The organism is Desulfitobacterium metallireducens DSM 15288, from assembly GCF_000231405.2.
Lineage (GTDB): Bacteria > Bacillota > Desulfitobacteriia > Desulfitobacteriales > Desulfitobacteriaceae > Desulfitobacterium_A > Desulfitobacterium_A metallireducens.
The window spans coordinates 800,140-817,207 of sequence record NZ_CP007032.1; the positions used below are offsets into that span (position 1 = coordinate 800,140).

Annotated in this window: 17 protein-coding genes and 2 riboswitches; of the genes, 11 read left to right on the plus strand and 6 right to left on the minus strand. The window is 42.7% G+C overall.

The genetic code is table 11. From position 1 onward, the window contains the following. On the plus strand, positions 1–204 hold the full coding sequence (locus DESME_RS03845; RefSeq protein WP_006715176.1) for a hypothetical protein: 204 nt from the start codon (positions 1–3) through the stop codon (positions 202–204). A 60-nt stretch (positions 205–264) separates the two neighbouring features. On the opposite strand, the gene DESME_RS03850 is transcribed toward DESME_RS03845, so the two are convergent. Continuing rightward, the gene (locus DESME_RS03850) at positions 265–2,355 is read right to left on the minus strand and encodes a glutamine synthetase III family protein (protein ID WP_006715175.1); all 2,091 of its coding nucleotides are present in this window, start codon (positions 2,353–2,355) and stop codon (positions 265–267) included. A 199-nt stretch (positions 2,356–2,554) separates the two neighbouring features. Beyond that, positions 2,555–3,754 carry a Na+/H+ antiporter NhaA gene (locus DESME_RS03855; protein ID WP_006715174.1) on the minus strand — a complete coding sequence of 400 codons (1,200 nt, stop codon included), beginning with the start codon at positions 3,752–3,754 and terminating at the stop codon, positions 2,555–2,557. Between the two features lie 75 nt (positions 3,755–3,829). Continuing rightward, positions 3,830–3,930, minus strand: a riboswitch (cyclic di-GMP riboswitch). Positions 3,931–4,059: 129 nt separating this feature from the next. Between DESME_RS03855 and DESME_RS03860 the strand changes: the two genes are divergently transcribed. Further along, complete coding sequence (locus DESME_RS03860) at positions 4,060–4,899, plus strand: manganese catalase family protein (RefSeq protein WP_006715173.1); 840 nt, start codon at positions 4,060–4,062, stop codon at positions 4,897–4,899. Positions 4,900–4,945: 46 nt separating this feature from the next. On the opposite strand, the gene tsaA is transcribed toward DESME_RS03860, so the two are convergent. From tsaA to DESME_RS03875, 3 genes are read right to left on the minus strand one after another with little or no spacing between them, the layout of a single operon-like run. Next, positions 4,946–5,566, minus strand: coding sequence for a tRNA (N6-threonylcarbamoyladenosine(37)-N6)-methyltransferase TrmO (gene tsaA / locus DESME_RS03865; protein ID WP_006715172.1), 621 nt, complete (start codon positions 5,564–5,566; stop codon positions 4,946–4,948). A 58-nt stretch (positions 5,567–5,624) separates the two neighbouring features. After that, on the minus strand, positions 5,625–6,416 hold the full coding sequence (locus DESME_RS03870) for an energy-coupling factor ABC transporter ATP-binding protein (protein ID WP_006715171.1): 792 nt from the start codon (positions 6,414–6,416) through the stop codon (positions 5,625–5,627). Beyond that, the gene (locus DESME_RS03875; RefSeq protein WP_006715170.1) at positions 6,397–6,624 is read right to left on the minus strand and encodes a CooT family nickel-binding protein; all 228 of its coding nucleotides are present in this window, start codon (positions 6,622–6,624) and stop codon (positions 6,397–6,399) included. Before DESME_RS03875 ends, DESME_RS03870 begins: the two co-directional genes overlap by 20 nt. A 286-nt stretch (positions 6,625–6,910) precedes the next feature. On the opposite strand from DESME_RS03875, the gene DESME_RS03880 reads away from it, so the two are divergent. The 3 genes from DESME_RS03880 to mnmL all read left to right on the plus strand — a co-directional run bounded on the left by DESME_RS03880 (position 6,911) and on the right by mnmL (position 8,930). Continuing rightward, positions 6,911–7,477 carry a methylated-DNA--[protein]-cysteine S-methyltransferase gene (locus tag DESME_RS03880; protein WP_084553161.1) on the plus strand — a complete coding sequence of 189 codons (567 nt, stop codon included), beginning with the start codon at positions 6,911–6,913 and terminating at the stop codon, positions 7,475–7,477. A gap of 16 nt (positions 7,478–7,493) precedes the next feature. Next, positions 7,494–7,907: a VOC family protein gene (locus tag DESME_RS03885; protein ID WP_006715167.1), complete on the plus strand. Its 414-nt coding sequence runs from the start codon at positions 7,494–7,496 to the stop codon at positions 7,905–7,907. Between the two features lie 63 nt (positions 7,908–7,970). Beyond that, a complete protein-coding gene (mnmL, locus tag DESME_RS03890; protein WP_006715166.1) occupies positions 7,971–8,930 on the plus strand; it encodes a tRNA modification radical SAM protein MnmL/YtqA in 960 nt (319 codons plus the stop codon). A 51-nt stretch (positions 8,931–8,981) separates the two neighbouring features. Here mnmL and eam read toward each other — a convergent pair whose 3' ends face one another. After that, positions 8,982–10,223, minus strand: coding sequence for a glutamate 2,3-aminomutase (gene eam, locus DESME_RS03895; protein WP_006715165.1), 1,242 nt, complete (start codon positions 10,221–10,223; stop codon positions 8,982–8,984). 99 nt (positions 10,224–10,322) lie between these two features. After that, positions 10,323–10,448, minus strand: a riboswitch (cyclic di-AMP (ydaO/yuaA leader). 131 nt (positions 10,449–10,579) lie between these two features. On the opposite strand from eam, the gene DESME_RS03900 reads away from it, so the two are divergent. The 6 genes from DESME_RS03900 to DESME_RS03925 all read left to right on the plus strand — a co-directional run bounded on the left by DESME_RS03900 (position 10,580) and on the right by DESME_RS03925 (position 17,066). After that, on the plus strand, positions 10,580–11,179 hold the full coding sequence (locus DESME_RS03900) for a GntR family transcriptional regulator (protein ID WP_006715164.1): 600 nt from the start codon (positions 10,580–10,582) through the stop codon (positions 11,177–11,179). Positions 11,180–11,285: 106 nt separating this feature from the next. Continuing rightward, positions 11,286–12,578: a histidine kinase gene (locus DESME_RS03905; RefSeq protein WP_006715163.1), complete on the plus strand. Its 1,293-nt coding sequence runs from the start codon at positions 11,286–11,288 to the stop codon at positions 12,576–12,578. After that, positions 12,562–12,918, plus strand: a complete 357-nt coding sequence (locus DESME_RS03910; protein ID WP_006715162.1) for a holo-ACP synthase — start codon at positions 12,562–12,564, stop codon at positions 12,916–12,918. The genes DESME_RS03905 and DESME_RS03910 overlap by 17 nt, the downstream gene beginning before the upstream one ends. A gap of 24 nt (positions 12,919–12,942) precedes the next feature. Continuing rightward, positions 12,943–14,514, plus strand: a complete 1,572-nt coding sequence (locus DESME_RS03915; RefSeq protein ID WP_006715161.1) for a bifunctional ADP-dependent NAD(P)H-hydrate dehydratase/NAD(P)H-hydrate epimerase — start codon at positions 12,943–12,945, stop codon at positions 14,512–14,514. A 17-nt stretch (positions 14,515–14,531) separates the two neighbouring features. After that, positions 14,532–15,647 carry an alanine racemase gene (gene alr, locus DESME_RS03920; RefSeq protein WP_006715160.1) on the plus strand — a complete coding sequence of 372 codons (1,116 nt, stop codon included), beginning with the start codon at positions 14,532–14,534 and terminating at the stop codon, positions 15,645–15,647. Between the two features lie 78 nt (positions 15,648–15,725). Next, on the plus strand, positions 15,726–17,066 hold the full coding sequence (locus tag DESME_RS03925; protein ID WP_025248645.1) for a TrkH family potassium uptake protein: 1,341 nt from the start codon (positions 15,726–15,728) through the stop codon (positions 17,064–17,066). The last annotated feature ends 2 nt before the right edge of the window (positions 17,067–17,068 follow it).

Here is a 17,068-nt window from a genome sequence, read left to right on the forward strand (position 1 = left end):
GTGTGGACGTTGAACTCAAAGGGAGAAAAAGAGTTCGTAGGTGGTAAAGAGGATTGGGAAGGAGCAGCAAAGGCTGCAGCAAACTGTCTTGTATTTAAAGAAGACGTAGAAGAGGAGCTAGTAGCGGATGAACTGCGGTCTTGTTATAATTGTCGTAACAGGCGTTGGACCAGCATGTCCTTTGTATGTTATGGTTCAAAATAAGCGAGGAGGCTATCCCGATTTTTACGGGATAGCCTCCTCGCATTTGGCTAAAAGTTTATCTTAAAGTTTAAAGAGCATTTCTGAATACGTTGGGAAAGGCCAAAGATTAGCATCAACAATTTCTTCAAGTTGATCAGCGACCTGACGAAGTTCTCCCATCATAGTGAAGACGCTATCACGATAGTAGACCGCTTGTTCATATGCATCTGTTAAATCTTTAGCTTGAGTAGTAACGCTTTGTAAGTCGTTAATTTTTTGCTTAAGACCAGCCAGTAGGGAAGATGAATCTTTGAGAAGCTCAGTCTGAGCAGAAACTTCCGCTTCGGCGTAAGCCGTTTTTACCGTATTGATGGATTTTGCTAAAGTGGTTACATATTTAATCGCAGCTGGAAGAATTTGCTTTTGTGCCATATCAATCATGGTCAGTGCTTCAATATTGATCGATTTCGAATATTGCTCAAGATAGATTTCATAACGAGAATGTAATTCGGTACGATCTAATACCCCATGTTTCTCATAGATTGCAATATTTTTCTCAAGGAGTAGAGCTGGAACAGCGTCAACTGTAGAACGGAAATGAGGTAACCCACGGCGTTCAGCTTCTTCTACCCATTCCTCCGAATAACCGTTGCCATCGAAAAGAACTCGTGAGTGGTTAGTGGCAATTTCTTTTAGAAGTTTCCGCAATTCACCATGAAAATCTTCAGCTTTCTCTAAACGATCGGCGATCAAGGATAGCGTTTCAGCAACAATTAAATTTAAGACCACGTTTGGACCGGATATCGAGAGCGAAGAGGGAACCATCCGGAATTCAAATTTATTACCTGTGAAGGCAAAGGGGGAGGTACGGTTACGGTCTGTAGAATCTTTGGGGAGAGAGGGCAGGGTGTTGACTCCAATTTCAAGCTGTCCGCCTTGAATCGAGCTCTTAGGTCCCCCATTTTGTAATTGCTTCAGAATATCGGAGAGTTGGTCACCTAGAAACATGGAGATAATGGCTGGAGGAGCTTCATTAGCGCCGAGACGGTGGTCATTTCCTGTGTTTGAGGCAGAAAGTCGAAGCAAATCAGCATGTTCGTCGACTGCTTTAATAATGGCACAGAGGAAGGTCAGGAACTGGGCGTTTTGATGGGGGGTGCGGCCAGGTTCTAAAAGATTAATGCCATCATCAGTGCTCATCGACCAGTTATTGTGTTTGCCTGAGCCATTGACCCCGGCAAACGGTTTTTCATGGAGTAAACAAACTAAATCATGACGAGTTGCAACTTTTTGCAGAGTTTCCATAACTTGCTGATTATGATCTGTAGCGATATTCGTGGATTCAAAAATCGGAGCAATTTCATATTGGCCTGGTGCGACTTCTTTGTGTTGTGTTTTGGCGGGAATCCCGAGTTTCCATAACTCAACATTGACGTCTTGCATGTAAGCGGTAACCCGTTCATTGATACTCCCAAAATAATGATCTTCCATCTCTTGGCCTTTAGGAGGCATGGCGCCGAATAGCGTACGTCCCGTGAGCAATAAGTCCGTTCTTTGCATATAGAACTTTTTATCAATCAAAAAGTATTCTTGCTCTGCTCCAACAGTTGCAATGACACGCTTACTCTCTGTGTTACCAAAAAGCTGTAGGATTCGAAGCGCCTGTTTGTTGAGGGTCTCCATAGAACGTAATAAAGGCGTTTTTCGGTCGAGGGCTTCGCCAGTGTAGGAACAAAAGGCGGTCGGAATACAAAGGGTGACGACGCCAGCATCTTCATGCAAGAAGGCAGGAGAAGTACAATCCCAAGCAGTGTAACCTCGTGCTTCGAAGGTTGAACGAATTCCGCCATTAGGGAAAGAAGATGCATCAGGCTCACCTTTAATGAGTTCTTTTCCGGAAAACTCCATAATAACATTGCCGTCAGCTGTAGGAGAAATAAAGGCATCATGCTTTTCTGCGGTGACCCCAGTCATCGGTTGAAACCAGTGCGTAAAGTGGGTTGCACCTTTCTCAAGGGCCCAATCTTTCATGGCATTGGCGACGACATCAGCAACTGCCGGCTCCAAAGGAGTTCCTTCATCAATTGTTTTCCTTAATGCTCTGTACGTATTTTTAGGCAGGCGTTCTTTCATTACTGAGTTGTTAAAAACATTAGCTCCGAAGATATCCATTTCTTATCCCTTCCTTTATGCATATTTTAATTATTTACTATAAAGTTATAAAAACAGAAAAAGACACCCTTATAGACTTCTCAACTTTCGAAAAGTCTTCTAAGAGCGCCTTTGCTCTAACCATTGTTAATATTAAATTAGCATATTTTCTAGTGAATTTCAAGGCAAATGAAAATGTATACAGAATTACGCTCAAAACTTAATTCTGTTTATGTTGGGTATTTGAGACTTCAGTTGCTTTTCTTTGAATTCTAAGCAACTTACTGGCAATAAAAGATAAAAATACAGATCCAGCACTAAAGAGTGCACCCATTTTAGCAGCTCCTTGAAGACTTGGATCAGTAAAGGCTACACCAGCTACAAATAAGGCAACGGTAAGTCCCATTGATGCGACCAGCCCAGCAACAAAAAGGTCTTTATGATTCATTCCTTTAGGTAGCGGAAAACCGATTAAAGCGGAAAGTGAACCCATTGTGAAGACCCCTAATGTTTTGCCAATGACTAAGGCAAAAAATACTAACCAAGTCACTGTACTGATTCCCGAGAACTGAACACCTGCATTCGTCAAACCAAATAATAAGAGCCCAAAATCGACGAAGATTTTCCAATCGTGTTCAAATTCCTTTAAAGTTGAAGGGTCTGGATCTTCGGGATCGTCTTCAAACAGACCGGCCTGCTCTTTTGTAGGATGCGGCAAAAATGGAACAATAAAGACTAAGGCAAGCGATGAATGGATACCGGTTAAATAAAGACCGATCCAACTCAATGTTCCTCCGAAGATAATATATGGCCAGTAGTTTTTAACATTCTTTTTTCTCAAAAAGTAAGCAATTAACATTCCAGTAAGCGTAAACAATAGCCACACAGGAGCTATTGGATTTAACGGATCAGGATAAAAGAGGGTAATGATTAAAAGACCAATTCCATCATCTGCGATCGCTAATAATAATAAAAAGGAAACAGCCGGATGATATGCTCCGAAGACAAGTCTGGCAACTAGCCAGGCTAAAGCGATGTCAGTCGCAGTAGGAATTCCCCACCCTTTGAGAAAATCGGGGCTACCCATAAAGTGATTAAGAACTAGATAAATAACGACTGGACCAATAACTCCACCAAAGGTTGCCATAATAGGGCTGATAGCCCGTTTAAGGGGATTTAAGTCCCCACCGGGTAATAGACTTTGGGTGATTTCCACTGTCGCCATAGCGAAAAAGAAGACCATAAAAATATCATTGACAAAAAAGTGAAGTGAGAAATTACCGAATAATTTATTGTGAACAAAGTGATTGTAGCTTTCAGGTGTTAAATTGGCCCAGATTAAAGCCATTATTACGCCTGCAATAAGGGGAATCGAAAATTCTTGTAAGAAATTAATCCTTTTCCTTGTTTGATCTGTCACAGTTAATTCCCTCCTTAAAAAATAAAAGGAGAGCAGTCCTAAAAAGGAACCGCTCTCCCCTGAGAAGTTCAAAAAACTTGTAGCTTGGCGATCTTAGCTGATGTTTGCTCATGTAATCAACCGTAGACCCATAGCTTTAGCGTCCTTCGCTTTCACGAAGTTTACCCCAACACAATAAAAGATTATACAATTATTAGTATTCTACAATAATCAGATTGCAGATGCAATTCTTTTTGGATAGTATTTGATTTTTCTACAGAAAATAAGCATGATTGTATTTTAACTTCGAGAAGGAGGGTTTCGCGTTGTTCAAACATATCAAAGATATGGAATATACCGTTCATGTGGATCAGCCTGATCCGAGATTCGCGAATCTATTGCTCGAGCAATTTGGTGGGCCCCATGGTGAGCTTAAAGCCGCAATGCAATACATGACGCAAAGTGTAGCGTGTAATGATTCCAAAATACGGGATATGCTTCAAGATATTGCTGCGGAAGAAATGAGCCACTTAGAAATGGTCGGCGAGTGCATTTCGCTGCTTCTTGGACCAACAGACAATATTTCTCGCGATTTTCCGGCACTCCATATGGCACTCTTGGCAGGGGGACCTCCCTTGATGAATTCGATGGGAATTCCTTGGACAGGGGCATATATTGAATCCACTGGGGACCTGTATACCGATCTCTCTTCTAATTCAACAGCGGAGCTTAGGGCTAAATTGATTTATGAACGGTTGCTCCAACAAACAGATGACGCTGGAGTTAAAGACATGGTTCGTTTCCTACTTAGTCGGGAAGAGTCTCATAACTTTTCCTTCATGCAAGCTATTAATACTTTGGCAGGGACAGGCGTGAATAAGAATTTCCGTGATTCAGAGTTCTCGAAAAAGTATATGAACCTGTCTACGGGAATGGGAGATGCTCGGGGACCTTGGAATCAAGGGAATGGGATTCAATATGAAGAAAATCCTAACGAGAAATATGGTGGACCCGCTCAATACGGTAAGGATCGCGGACCTGATAGCCCGGGTGAGATAGGGCCAGGATATACGGATCGTACTCGCAACAATCCACAATTTGCTCAACCGCAGTCCCCTAATCCTTCACCAGTGACAAAGCCTCAATCTCCTTCTCCACTGCATTAAATCAAATTACCTCCGCATCATGATACGGAGGTAATTTTTTATCTTTTTATTTTTGAGAGGTTTTTTTTGAAGTTACTCGCAGGCTTCTTGAAAGCTTAGGCGAAGAAGGAACATGGGTATGATGCGCCTGTTTATGACTGTGTTCCTGGTTGTGGACATGAGTATGCTCATGCTCATGCTCATGCTGAAGGCCTAACATATGTGCAACTAAATGATCTTTATCCTGAAGCTGATCAAACCAGCCATCATTAGCATCTGATTTGAGGTCAATTGCACGAATATAGGGTTTGAGATCTAGTAACGGGGTGCCATTATAGACATCAATTCCAGAAATCAGAATTTCGTTTCCTTCAATCCCCTTTAACTCGACGATGCTTAAGCCGATTGGGTTGGGACGTTTGGGGGAACGACTGGCGAAGATGCCAACTTCTATTTCCGGTGCCCAGGAAGGATGAATATGAAGATTAATGTTTTCTTTAATTTGGTCTAAATAAAAGAAAACATAAAGATAGCGGTAAGTTAGTAGTTGATCGAGGCCTGCTTGATACTCTGGATCAAGTGTTATCCAGAATTCACCAGGGGCGTTTTCTGGGGGTTGATGAGGGATTGGAAGTCCTGGAAGATAAGGAGAATGAATAGTACCAATGGATTGTAATTGAATCTTCACTGAAAATACCTGCCTTTCGTTCATCCATGTTAAGAATCGTGCAATTCTGAGAAATACGTCATAATCCACTGTGTTGACGTGCAGCTCCAACATGAAAATGGGAACGAGTATGAATAAGGTTAACGTCTAAGAGCAACTGGCGATCAGAGAGAAGAGGAAGACAGGCACCATCAGCTGCAATAGTATGATCTTCGCGAAAGATAATCACACGTTCGGCAATATCCTCGACAATGGAGAGATCGTGTGTTGCTGTAATAACTGTTTTACCGCTCGAATGCAAGGCACTTAGAAACTCTACCAGCCAGTATTGAGTTCTAGGATCAAGTCCATTTGTGGGTTCATCAAGAAAAAGAATATCAGGATTGACAGATAGCACACTAGCTAATGCAACCTTTTTCTTCTCTCCTCCGCTTAAATGGTAGGGTGGGCGGTCAAGTAAGTGAGTAATGCCTATGAGTTCCGCGATATCCTGGATGCGTTCAGAAGTGACTTCGGGAGAGAGTCCCGCTTGGAGCGGAGCAAAGGCTAGTTCATCGCGGACCGTCGCTGAAAACAGCTGAGCATCTGAATTTTGAAAGATAAAGCCTATTCTTTGACGAAACTCTGAGAGAAAAGTTCGTTCCTGCAAGGACTTCTCTGTAACTTCTCTGCTAAAAGCGATAAGGGTTCCTGAGGCTGGATGAAGCAAGCCACTGAGTATCTTGAGTAGGGTGGATTTTCCGCATCCGTTAGCCCCAAGAATAACAACGCTTTCTCCTGGAAAGAAACTTAACGAAATATCTGAAAGAACATTTTCGTGTTGAATATAAGCATAGGAAAGATGACTGAGCTCAAGAATGGGAGCTTGCATGGGCAGCCTCCGCAGGAATAGGAACGTGTTCTAAAAGAATACGATGATTAAGAAGCGTCATGTCCATAATCCGTGCTCGAAGAAATTTTTGCTTTCCGAAAATATCGACAAGCTTAAGCCCATCTTCAAAAGGCTCAATGATATCTACCGCTTCCATGAATAAAATCTCGTCTTCTCCCTCTTTTAGATAGGCATTGGCTTCACACATAACACAATTCCTCCATTTAAAAAGACCATAGAGGTCCCATATTTTACTACGGATGAGACCTCCATGGTCTTTTTTTTATTCTCTTGACTATCTTTATTCTCCATCCCTTTACTTTTTCCTGCTACGTCTGATATTATAGATGAAATCTTAAGACTTTTCTGAAATAATGTTTTTGAACTTCGATACCTGATTTTTTCCCAGCCTTTTTAGCCATTTTTATGTTATCTATACTAGGTAAATGATATGATAAGGTGGAAGAAAAGGGCAATAAAGATAAAGAAGATCAGTGATAAAGGAGAGGACGGGTTTGCACCAATCGCCAGAGATTTATTATTGGTTTGAAAGCATAGAAACAAAGGGATTTACCTGGAATTTGACCGTGGCTTCGACGTCGCAAGGAGTGTGTTGGGTAGGCTTGGGCGAGCCAGAGGATGAAGAGCAAACTCTTAAAGCTCATTTCAAACGTTGGATTCCTGAAGCTGTATTATTAAACCGAAGAGAGTTTAATGTTCAGGTACTCGAGCAACTCAATGAATACTTTGTAGGTCAACGACAGGATTTTACGCTTTCGCTTTATCCGTTAGGAACTCCATTTCAACTCAGCGTTTGGGAGGAGCTAAAGAAGATCCCTTATGGTGAGACGTGTAGTTATGGTGATATCGCTCGACGATTGGGGAACCCAAAGGGTCAAAGAGCGGTGGGAATGGCTAATCATAATAATCCCATTGGAGTCATCGTTCCCTGTCACCGGGTCATCGGTAAAAACGGAGACTTGACAGGGTATGCTGGAGGAATTCATCTGAAGGAGCGTTTACTTGCGCTGGAGAAGCTCGATCAGAGAATACACGAATAGAGGGAGGAAGATGAATGTGGAAGGGAAAAATATTTTTAATGGGGTCGAACATATTGGTATAAAAACCCTCAATATAGAGGAAGGAATTCGATTTTATACAGAGGTACTTGACTTTGAGCTTTTATATAGGAAGAAACCGGGAGACTCTGAACTTGCCTTTCTTCGACTGGGAGGAACGGTCATAGAACTCGTTGAAATCAAAGAGGGACAGCGTTTTGAGGACGGATGGGTTAATCATCTTGCCTTCACTGTATCGGATATCAATAAGGCTGTAGCATGGTTAAAACAAAATCAGGTTACACTCCTTCAGGAAGAGCCTAAATCAATTGGCGACGGAAGATATAATTTCTTTTTCCGTGGGCCATCTGGAGAAAAGTTGGAGTTGTTTCAAGAATTGAAGATTGCCTTTGAACATTTTCCAGATGTCTGATAATCTTAGGTAGGATTTCCTTCCTATTAAAATCGTTTTATTAAAGGGTGTGATCATGAAGAGATGGGATTTGCACGGTTTTCTGCCTGGCAAAATGGGGAGAAGCGGTATAATACGTTGAATAAACATCTGCGAGAGACTTTTGGTGAAAAAGTTTTTAAGGTTTCTTTAGACGGTGGCTTTACTTGTCCGAACCGAGATGGAACTAGAGGTTGGGGTGGGTGTATCTATTGTAGTTCTCGTGGTTCTGGAGATTTTGCTGGAGAAGTCTCACATTCAATAGAACAACAATTTGTCGAAGTTAAAGAAAGAATGTGTAAAAAATGGCCCAAGGCTAAGTACTTAGCCTATTTTCAGGCCTATACCAATACCTATGCACCGGTTTCTAAACTTCGCGAGGTCTATGAAGAAGCCCTATGTCAAGAGGACGTTGTCGGGATATCTATTGCAACTCGTCCGGATTGTTTGCCTGAAGAAGTGTTAGATTACCTGGAAGAGCTTAATCAAAGAACCTATCTTTGGGTTGAGCTTGGGCTACAGAGTATTCACGATCGAACAATGAATTGGGTTAGAAGAGGGCATACCTATGATGAGTTTTTAGCGGGAGTTGCAGCTCTTCATGATCGGGGAATACGTGTTTGCGTCCACGTTATTCTAGGCTTTCCAGGAGAAACGTATGAGGATATGATGGCGACAGCTCAGGCGGTGGCAGCGCTACCTGTTCAGGGAATTAAGATCCATTTACTCCATATTATCAAAGGAACTCCCTTAGCAAAGTTATATGAAAGGGAGTCGTTTCCTCTACCTACGTTTGAAGAGTATGTTAGCCTTGTTAGCGATATTCTTGAAGTATTACCCCCGCAAATGATCATTCACCGTTTGACAGGTGATGGAGCGCCTGATGATCTAATTGCTCCTTTATGGAGTCGTAAAAAATGGGAAGTCTTAAATGCAATAGATCGGGAATTACTAAAGAGGGATACCTGGCAAGGTAAATCCTTTAGCAAAGATCTAGAAACATAAAAAATAAAAAAGTAAGGGCCTAAGATGGCCCTTAACTCATGTGCATTTTAATTAGTAGTTAGGGTAGTGAATAATATTTCCCTCCCAGGTTCGCAGGGTAGCCTCTTCATCATCTAAGGAAAGTAGATACTGGGGTAGAATTGGCGTTTTTCCTTTTCCACCAGGAGCATTAATTATATAGGTAGGAATGGCTAAACCGGAAGTAAATCCTCTGAGCTTTTCCATAATATCTAGACCATTTTCAATTTTAGGAATAAAATGATGTGTGCCCTTGACATGTTTCGCATGAAAGATATAGTATGGACGAACTCGAATTTTCAAAAGCTCTTGGTTTAACCGTATCATTATATCGGGTGTATCATTAATATTTTTCAGAAGCACAGCTTGATTCCCTAAAACTACTCCGGCAGAAATAAGCTTATCCGCAGCCTTTTTGGCTTCTGCTGTAACTTCCTTAGGATGATTAAATTGGGTGTTGATATAAATCGGCGGATACTGCGCTAAAATGGAGCACAGTTCATCGGTGATCCGCATGGGAAGGGTGACGGGGACCCGGGTACCAATCCGCTTGATTTCTACATGAGGAATGGAGTGTAATTCTTCGAGAAGCCAATGGAGCGTAAGGTCGCTTAACATCAAGGCATCTCCACCTGTAATTAAGACATCACGAATTTCTGGATTGGCTCGGATATAGTCTAAAGCGGCTTGGAGTTGAGCACGGGTCTCGTGGCTATCGGTTTCACCGATATTTCTGCGTCTTTGGCAATGACGACAATACATAGCACAGAGATTGGTGACATTGATAATTAACCGATCGGGATATCGTCGTGTAATGCAAGGAGCAGGATTGGTAAAAGCTTCACCCATAGGGTCTTCTTCTCCGGTTAAATCCAGTAGTTCCTCGATCCGTGGAAGACCTTGTAAACGGATAGGATCCCATGGGTTAGAAGAGTCCATTAAGCTTAAATAATAGGGGGAAATAGCCCATCGATAGGTTCTTCCGACTTCAAGGATATCTTGTGCTGCTTGCTCAGTTAGAGGCAAGAGTTCTTGCAAGATCTGCAAATCCGTAATCCTGTTTTTCATCTGCCAGTGCCAATTTTCCCAATCCTCAAGAGTAGCCTTAAAGGTTGTAAGGATTCGATCTCGACTTTGAAGGTATTCATCCTTTAAAAGAAAACCTGTAGGAATTTTCTCTTTACGATTCATGTAAGGTATGGCCTTTAGCTTTAGCTCATTTGCACGATGTAAGGATTGCAATCTTTCATTTAATTCTTTTGATTCTACTGCCAATGAATTTCCCCCTTTTTATGTTGTACTTATCTTTTGGGAAATTAAAAGGAGCCTATAGTGGCCCCTAAGAGATCGAATGTGCTGATTAATAAAATCAGTACTTCTTGTGCGAGCTAGCTTACGAGGTTAGCTGACGGATTCGAGCGCACGCTCTACGCATAAGATGCGATTCACCCCAAAAAGTGGTTCCCCCGTTTCCCCTTAGGAATTAGGCCTTATTTAATTTTTATTATTTGTAATTGATTACCAACAACTTTATAATAACATAAAGGTTGTTACCAGTCAATGGGATTGAAGAGTTAATAATTGGTAATGATATTTTATGAGTTAAATGTTTCAAGGAGTGAATTGTAGAAATGGAACAGTCACGTTATCAAGAGATCGCCCTCGAAATTGCCCATTCTATCGTTATGAGTGAATATCAAGAAGGGGAAAGAATACATGGACGGTCGACGTTGGCGGGTCGATTCAATGTTTCTCCAGAAACCATTCGCCGCGCTATTGCAATCTTGCAAAATGCAGGCGTTGTTATGGTGAATCAAGGGATCGGAATTACGGTAACCTCAAAGGCTCAAGCCGAAAAGTTTTTGAGAGCGTTTGATCAGAAAACGGAAGTTCATGTGTTTCTTTCGGAATTAAATGAGTATATGGAGAAACGCAGGCAACTTGATTTAAAAATTGAGGGACATTTGAATAAAATTTTACTATATACAGATCGTATGATGTCTCGCTGGATGGATGTAGCAGAAGTCGAAGTGGGCAAAGATTCAGTAGCGGCAGGGCAAACCCTGACCCAACTCAAAATTCGAGAACGGACAGGCCTTACCGTTGTCGCAGTTGTCCGAAAAGGGATTGAACAATTCTCTCCGAATTCTGGATTTGTAATTGAGAGCGGAGATGTACTTCTAGTTGTGGGGGCAGAGCAGGGAAGAGAAAAACTCCAAGAAATACTTTAATGAATACAGGAAGTCGCACCTCACTGTCGAACTCTTAACTTTATTAAAGTGTAACTAGAGCTATCGCTATCGCTAAGTTTTCTTTAGAAATTGAGGGATGCGACAGATGACTTGGATTTTCTTGTTGGTTTTAGGAGCAGAGGTTGTGATGAGTATAGCCTCGCAAAATCTTCGGCTTCTTCTCGTTTTTCTGATCGGGAATATGCTTTACTTGCTTCTTTACACTGAGTATCAACGACGGCGGATTCGGAGTTTGACCACTGAACGCAATGTGGAAGTCAGCTTCAAGATTGCCCACGAAACGCTTCCTTATCTTCGAAGAGGTCTTAATGCGCAGAATGCTGAATTTATGGCTAAAATTATTCAAGAGATCGGTCAAGTCGCTGCAGTTTCAATTACAGACTGTACGAAGCAATTGGCTTATTTAGGTGTAGGCTGTGACCAACATCATCCTGGGGATAAGATCTTGACGGCAGCAACCCAGGAAGTGATTCGGACAGGAAATTATAAAATCGTCCGAACACAAAAGGAATTAAATTGTCCGCGTCAAAATGTTTGTGATTGTCCTATTGCAGCTGCAGTAGTGGTGCCTCTGCATTCTCAAGGAAAAGTTGTTGGCACGGTGAAACTCTATGAAACTAAAGATGGGCACCTGTCTCCTGATTTGATCCGGCTTGCTTTAGGAATGGCCCAACTTCTTAGTCTTCAGATCGAACTGGCTGAATTAGATCATCAGGCTAAGCTGGCGACAGAAGCTCAACTTGATGCTCTGCAGGCTCAGATCAATCCCCATTTTTTCTTTAATGTGCTGAACACGATTATTGCAACGAGTCGAACTAACCCGAACCGTGCACGTCGTTTACTTATATATCTTTCGGAATTCTTCCGCTGGGCAATGAAATCAAAAGGAACCCTGATTCCCCTGGAGGAGGAGCTGAAATTTGTACATACTTATTTGATTCTGGAAAAAGCTCGCTTTGGTCGAAAGCTACAGGTCAAGAGCCAGATCCCGAAAGAGCTCATGAAAGCGGTTATTCCGCGTTTAAGTTTGCAACCCCTGGTGGAGAATGCTGTAAAGCATGGGATTACGCCTAAGATTGGAAAGGGTACAGTATGGATCCAAGCGGAAGTAAAAGAGAGTGAACTGTACTTTTATGTACGGGATGATGGCATGGGGATTCCTCAGGAACGACTTTCAGAGGTATTGAAACCAGGGGTAGGTTCAGGTAATGGTGTTGGTATGGCGAATGTTCATGAGCGACTTCGGGGGTTGTATGGTGAGGAATACGGGTTGCAGATAGAGAGTGTACTGGGTCAGGAAACGACGGTAATCATGCATTTGCCGTTAATGTTTATGCCCATTGATGGAGGTTTTAAAGCCGATGTATCCGGGAGTTGATATTATTAAAATAGAACGCTTTGCCAAAGCGTGTGAACGTCAGCCTAAGATACGCGAAAGATTGTTTACAGAGCGCGAGCGAGCTGATCTAAGTGACCGACCGACTTCCAGTTGGGCTGCTCGTTTTGCAGGGAAAGAAGCAATATTGAAGAGTATGGGAACTGGACTCGCAGGGCTTTCTTGGCATGATGTGGAGATATTAACAGAGATAAGCGGCGAACCTCATGTGTATTTAAGTTCTAAGGCTGAAGGCGTTGTACAGAAACGTGGGGGCTCAATGGTTCGTTTAAGCTTATCGCATGAACAGGAATATGCCATCGCTATGGCTGTTTTGTGCTAATTGTCTAAGAGGGAGGCGGAAGAAGTGAGAGTCGTCAGTGCTCAGCAAATGCGAGAAATCGAGAAACAAGCGATTGGAGTTTATGGAATTCCCAGTTTGCTGTTGATGGAAAATGCAGCTCTAGCCGTCGTCCAGGAAATTCGACAAACCGCTACTCAAATGATTTTTAAGGAAAGTTGTAAGACGATCATTCTCGTGGGAAAAGGAAATAATGGAGGAGATGGTTTAGCGATTGCTCGACATCTCTTGATTTCAGGAATGGATGTTACCGTTTTCTCTTTTGCCAAAACGGAAGAATTCCATGGCGATGCAGCTCTGAATTGTCACTTATATCAAAATGCAGGCGGCCGATTTTTCCTGATCGAGGGTGAAAAACAACTCCGATTCACGCGTTTAGCGTTACATCAAGCGGATATTATTGTGGATGCTATTTATGGAACAGGATTACGTGGGGCTCTTCCAAGCCTAGTGGAAGAGTTCGTGGAAGAGGTTAATCAAACTCAGGCCTATGTTATAGCGGTCGATATTCCAAGCGGGGTTGAAGCAGATACCGGAAAGATCTACAGGAGTGCTATCCGCGCGCAGACAACAGTGACCTTTGGACTTCCAAAGCTGGGGCATTTTATGGCTAAAGGACCGGAGTATGCAGGCCGTGTGATCGTTGACCCGATCTCCATTCCAGATCAATTTCTCACCCAGGAGGAAGTTTCCACCTTTGTTTTGACGGATGATGAGGTGAAAACGTTTTTGCCGGTAAGGACACTTCAAGGACATAAAGGCACGCATGGCAAAGGCGTATTGGTTGCCGGATCCACAGGTATGACAGGAGCGGCAATTTTAGCCGGTAGATCTGCTTTGCGAAGTGGAATAGGGCTGTTACAGATCGTTACCCCACGAAGCATCGCTTCTCAGATGGACTTAGGAATCACTGAAGCAACGATCTGGTCAGTAGAGGGAGAAAATACGCTAGGTAATCAAGCGTGGCCGGTGATTTCAGAAAAATGCCGAACTGCTCAGGCCTTGGCGATTGGACCCGGGCTTGGCCAGAACACGGATTTCATTCCGGTTCTCGAGGAAGTCTTGCGCACGATTGAATTCCCCGTTTTATTGGACGCGGATGCTTTGAATTTGGTCGCTCAAGGACCCGAGATTTTGGGGTGGCGACAAGGTAGAGGATCGTTAATAATGACGCCTCATCCAGGGGAAATGGCAAGACTATGTGACTGCTCAGTTCAGGAAATTGAAAATAATCGCTTAGAAATTGCAGTTACCAAAGCGGTTGAATGGGGAGTTGTTCTTGTCTTAAAAGGGGCAGTCACTGTGATTGCAAGTCCTGATGGACGAGCCTTCCTTAATCCAACAGGAAATCCAGGGTTAGGAACGGGAGGAACAGGGGATGTTTTAACCGGCAGTATTCTGGCCTGGTTAGCCCAAGGGGTACCTCCTTTAGAAGCAGCCTGTTTAGGTGTGTATCTGCATGGAAAGGCAGCTGACGAATTAGCCCGAGATTTTGGTTGGTCAGGGTTTACAGCGACAGAGGTTGCTGACCAGTTGGTTAAAGCACGGCGGTCTCTAGAGTTGATTGAAAAAGGATAGCCTGAGGAGGAAACACGATGGAGAATGCACGCCCAGTATGGACTGAAGTGGATTTAAGTGCTCTAAAACGAAACTATGAACGGATTAAAACCTATACGAAAAGTGAAATCATGCCGATTGTTAAAGCGGATGCTTATGGGCATGGTGCGATTCCTGTAGTAAAAGTTCTTTTTGAGGCAGGGGCTCGCCGGTTTGGCGTAGCTCTGCTGGAGGAAGCTCTGGAAATAAAACGATCATTTCCTTCCGCTAAAGTGATGACAATTGGATATATGTCTACTGATTTTGCACGGACGATTGTTGAAGAGGATATTATAAGTGGTGTTTATCAATATGCTCAGGCGGAATCTTTGTCAAGGGCAGCTACTGACCTAGGGAAAAATGCGACAATTCATTTTAAAATCGATACGGGTATGGGTCGAATCGGCTTTCGAAAGGAGACCTATGAGGAGATCCTTCAGATAGCCAAACTTCCGAATCTTTATATCGAAGGGATTTATACTCATTTTGCGAATTCTGATCAGCTTGATTTGAGTTTTGCTCGGGAACAACTAAAAACATTTTTGAATGTTTGTGAGCGCTTGCAAGCCCAGGGAATCGACATTCCGATTCGACATGCAGCCAATAGTGCAGCTATACTTCAGTTTCCTGAAGCTCATCTCGATTTGGTTCGTCCGGGTATTATTCTTTATGGTTTGCCACCCTCTAGTCAAGTCGGGGGTAATGAAGGATTTGAGCCAGTCATGACCTGGAAAGCTAAGATTGCTCATATTAAGGAAATTCAGGCAGGAGAGACAGTAAGTTACGGGCGCACATTTAGGGCCGCTTATCCTACCCGCGTGGCCACGCTACCTGTGGGTTATGCAGATGGGTTAAATCGCGCGCTCTCTAATCGCGGGGAGATGTTGGTCAAGGGCAGACGGGCTGCGATAATTGGCCGGATCTGTATGGACCAAACGATGTTAGATATTACCAGGATACATGGGGTTGATGTGGGAACTCCAGTAACCCTATTAGGCTCTGATGGGTATGAACGGATTGATGCCACAGAGATGGCTAAATGGTTAGAAACGATTAACTACGAAGTGCTTTGTGATATTTCAAAGCGTGTTCCTCGTGTATATATTGAGAAATAAAGGATTTTTAATGTGCGGGGTTAAATTGCTGTGGAAAACAAAAAGCATATTGGGTCGATAGACGGCCTTGTTCAAGCCATGGACCGTTTCTTTAAGAACCTTACTCCTCCTCGCGTTCTTGTTATAGGATTTGCTATCGTTATTCTTCTGGGAGCATTAATTTTGACCTTGCCTGTTGCAACAGTAGATGGGCAGGGTTTAAAGTTTTTAAATGCTCTCTTCACTGCTACCTCGGCTGTTTGTGTGACGGGGCTTATCGTTGTCGATACGGGGACAACCTTTACCTTATTTGGACAACTCGTGATTCTTTCCCTTATTCAAATTGGTGGCTTGGGCTTCATGACGTTTGCAACCTTCTTTGCTATAATCTTGGGACGTAAAGTGACTCTCAAGGAACGACTCCTTCTTCAGGAAGCCCTTAATCAGGTTTCGTTAGAAGGCGTTGTTCGGTTAGCAAAGTATGTACTTCAAGTGACGTTCGCCATTGAAGCTGCAGGAGCACTTATTTTAGCTGTTCGCTGGTCTTTCGACATGAGTTGGACGAAAGCGATTTATTATGGAATCTTCCATGCTGTATCCTCATTTAATAATGCTGGATTTGACTTGTTTGGTGAGTATTCCAGCATTACTCGCTATGTTGGGGATCCTATTGTGAATATAACGATAATGTTGCTCATTATCTTTGGAGGTTTAGGTTTTACCGTATTATCGGACTTATACATGCATAAAGGGAAAAAGATGATGCTTCATACGAAAATGGTGTTGAGTATGACCGGAATTCTAATTTTTGCGGGTGCAATTCTTATTTTTCTTATCGAATTTAGCAATCCCAAAACGCTAGGTTCGCTCGATCCAATGGCAAAAATTTTATCTTCCTTGTTCCAGTCAGTAACGGCACGAACTGCAGGGTATAATACTTTGGACATGACCGGGTTGAGAAGCACGACCCTTCTGATCATGATTATCCTCATGTTTATTGGAGCTTCTCCTGGATCAACGGGTGGTGGTATTAAGACAACCACCTTTGCCTCTGTGAGTTTGTATGTGTTCAGTTTGTTTCGGGGAGAATCTTTTGTAACGTTTAAAGAACGAAGTATTGCAACAGATGTTATTCAAAAAGCAGTGGCCGTTGTTATTATGGCTTTGGTATTAGTTTTGGTCGTGACTGGAGTTTTAACGCTTACGGAAAAAGCAGATTTTCTAACTTTACTTTTTGAGACGACTTCAGCCTTTGCTACTGTGGGGCTAACGGTGGGGCTTACGCCTACGTTAACGAATATGGGTAAGTTAATGATTATCTTTACAATGTTTGCTGGGCGGGTTGGACCTTTAACCCTTGTTTTTGCTCTATCCCATAAGCGCAATGGACCACAACAAAAGCATATCAAATATCCAGAAGAAAAAATTATGATTGGGTAGAA

Bases quoted from the DNA above. Each gene is read 5' to 3' on its own strand.
- DESME_RS03850 (WP_006715175.1), bottom strand. From the start codon at position 2,355: ATGGATATCTTCGGAGCTAATGTTTTTAACAACTCAGTAATGAAAGAA.
- DESME_RS03870 (WP_006715171.1), bottom strand. From the start codon at position 6,416: ATGCAAGCTCCCATTCTTGAGCTCAGTCATCTTTCCTATGCTTATATT.
- DESME_RS03875 (WP_006715170.1), bottom strand. From the start codon at position 6,624: ATGTGTGAAGCCAATGCCTATCTAAAAGAGGGAGAAGACGAGATTTTA.
- mnmL (WP_006715166.1), top strand. From the start codon at position 7,971: ATGGGATTTGCACGGTTTTCTGCCTGGCAAAATGGGGAGAAGCGGTAT.
- DESME_RS03900 (WP_006715164.1), top strand. From the start codon at position 10,580: ATGGAACAGTCACGTTATCAAGAGATCGCCCTCGAAATTGCCCATTCT.
- DESME_RS03905 (WP_006715163.1), top strand. From the start codon at position 11,286: ATGACTTGGATTTTCTTGTTGGTTTTAGGAGCAGAGGTTGTGATGAGT.
- DESME_RS03910 (WP_006715162.1), top strand. From the start codon at position 12,562: ATGTATCCGGGAGTTGATATTATTAAAATAGAACGCTTTGCCAAAGCG.
- alr (WP_006715160.1), top strand. From the start codon at position 14,532: ATGGAGAATGCACGCCCAGTATGGACTGAAGTGGATTTAAGTGCTCTA.
- DESME_RS03925 (WP_025248645.1), top strand. From the start codon at position 15,726: ATGGACCGTTTCTTTAAGAACCTTACTCCTCCTCGCGTTCTTGTTATA.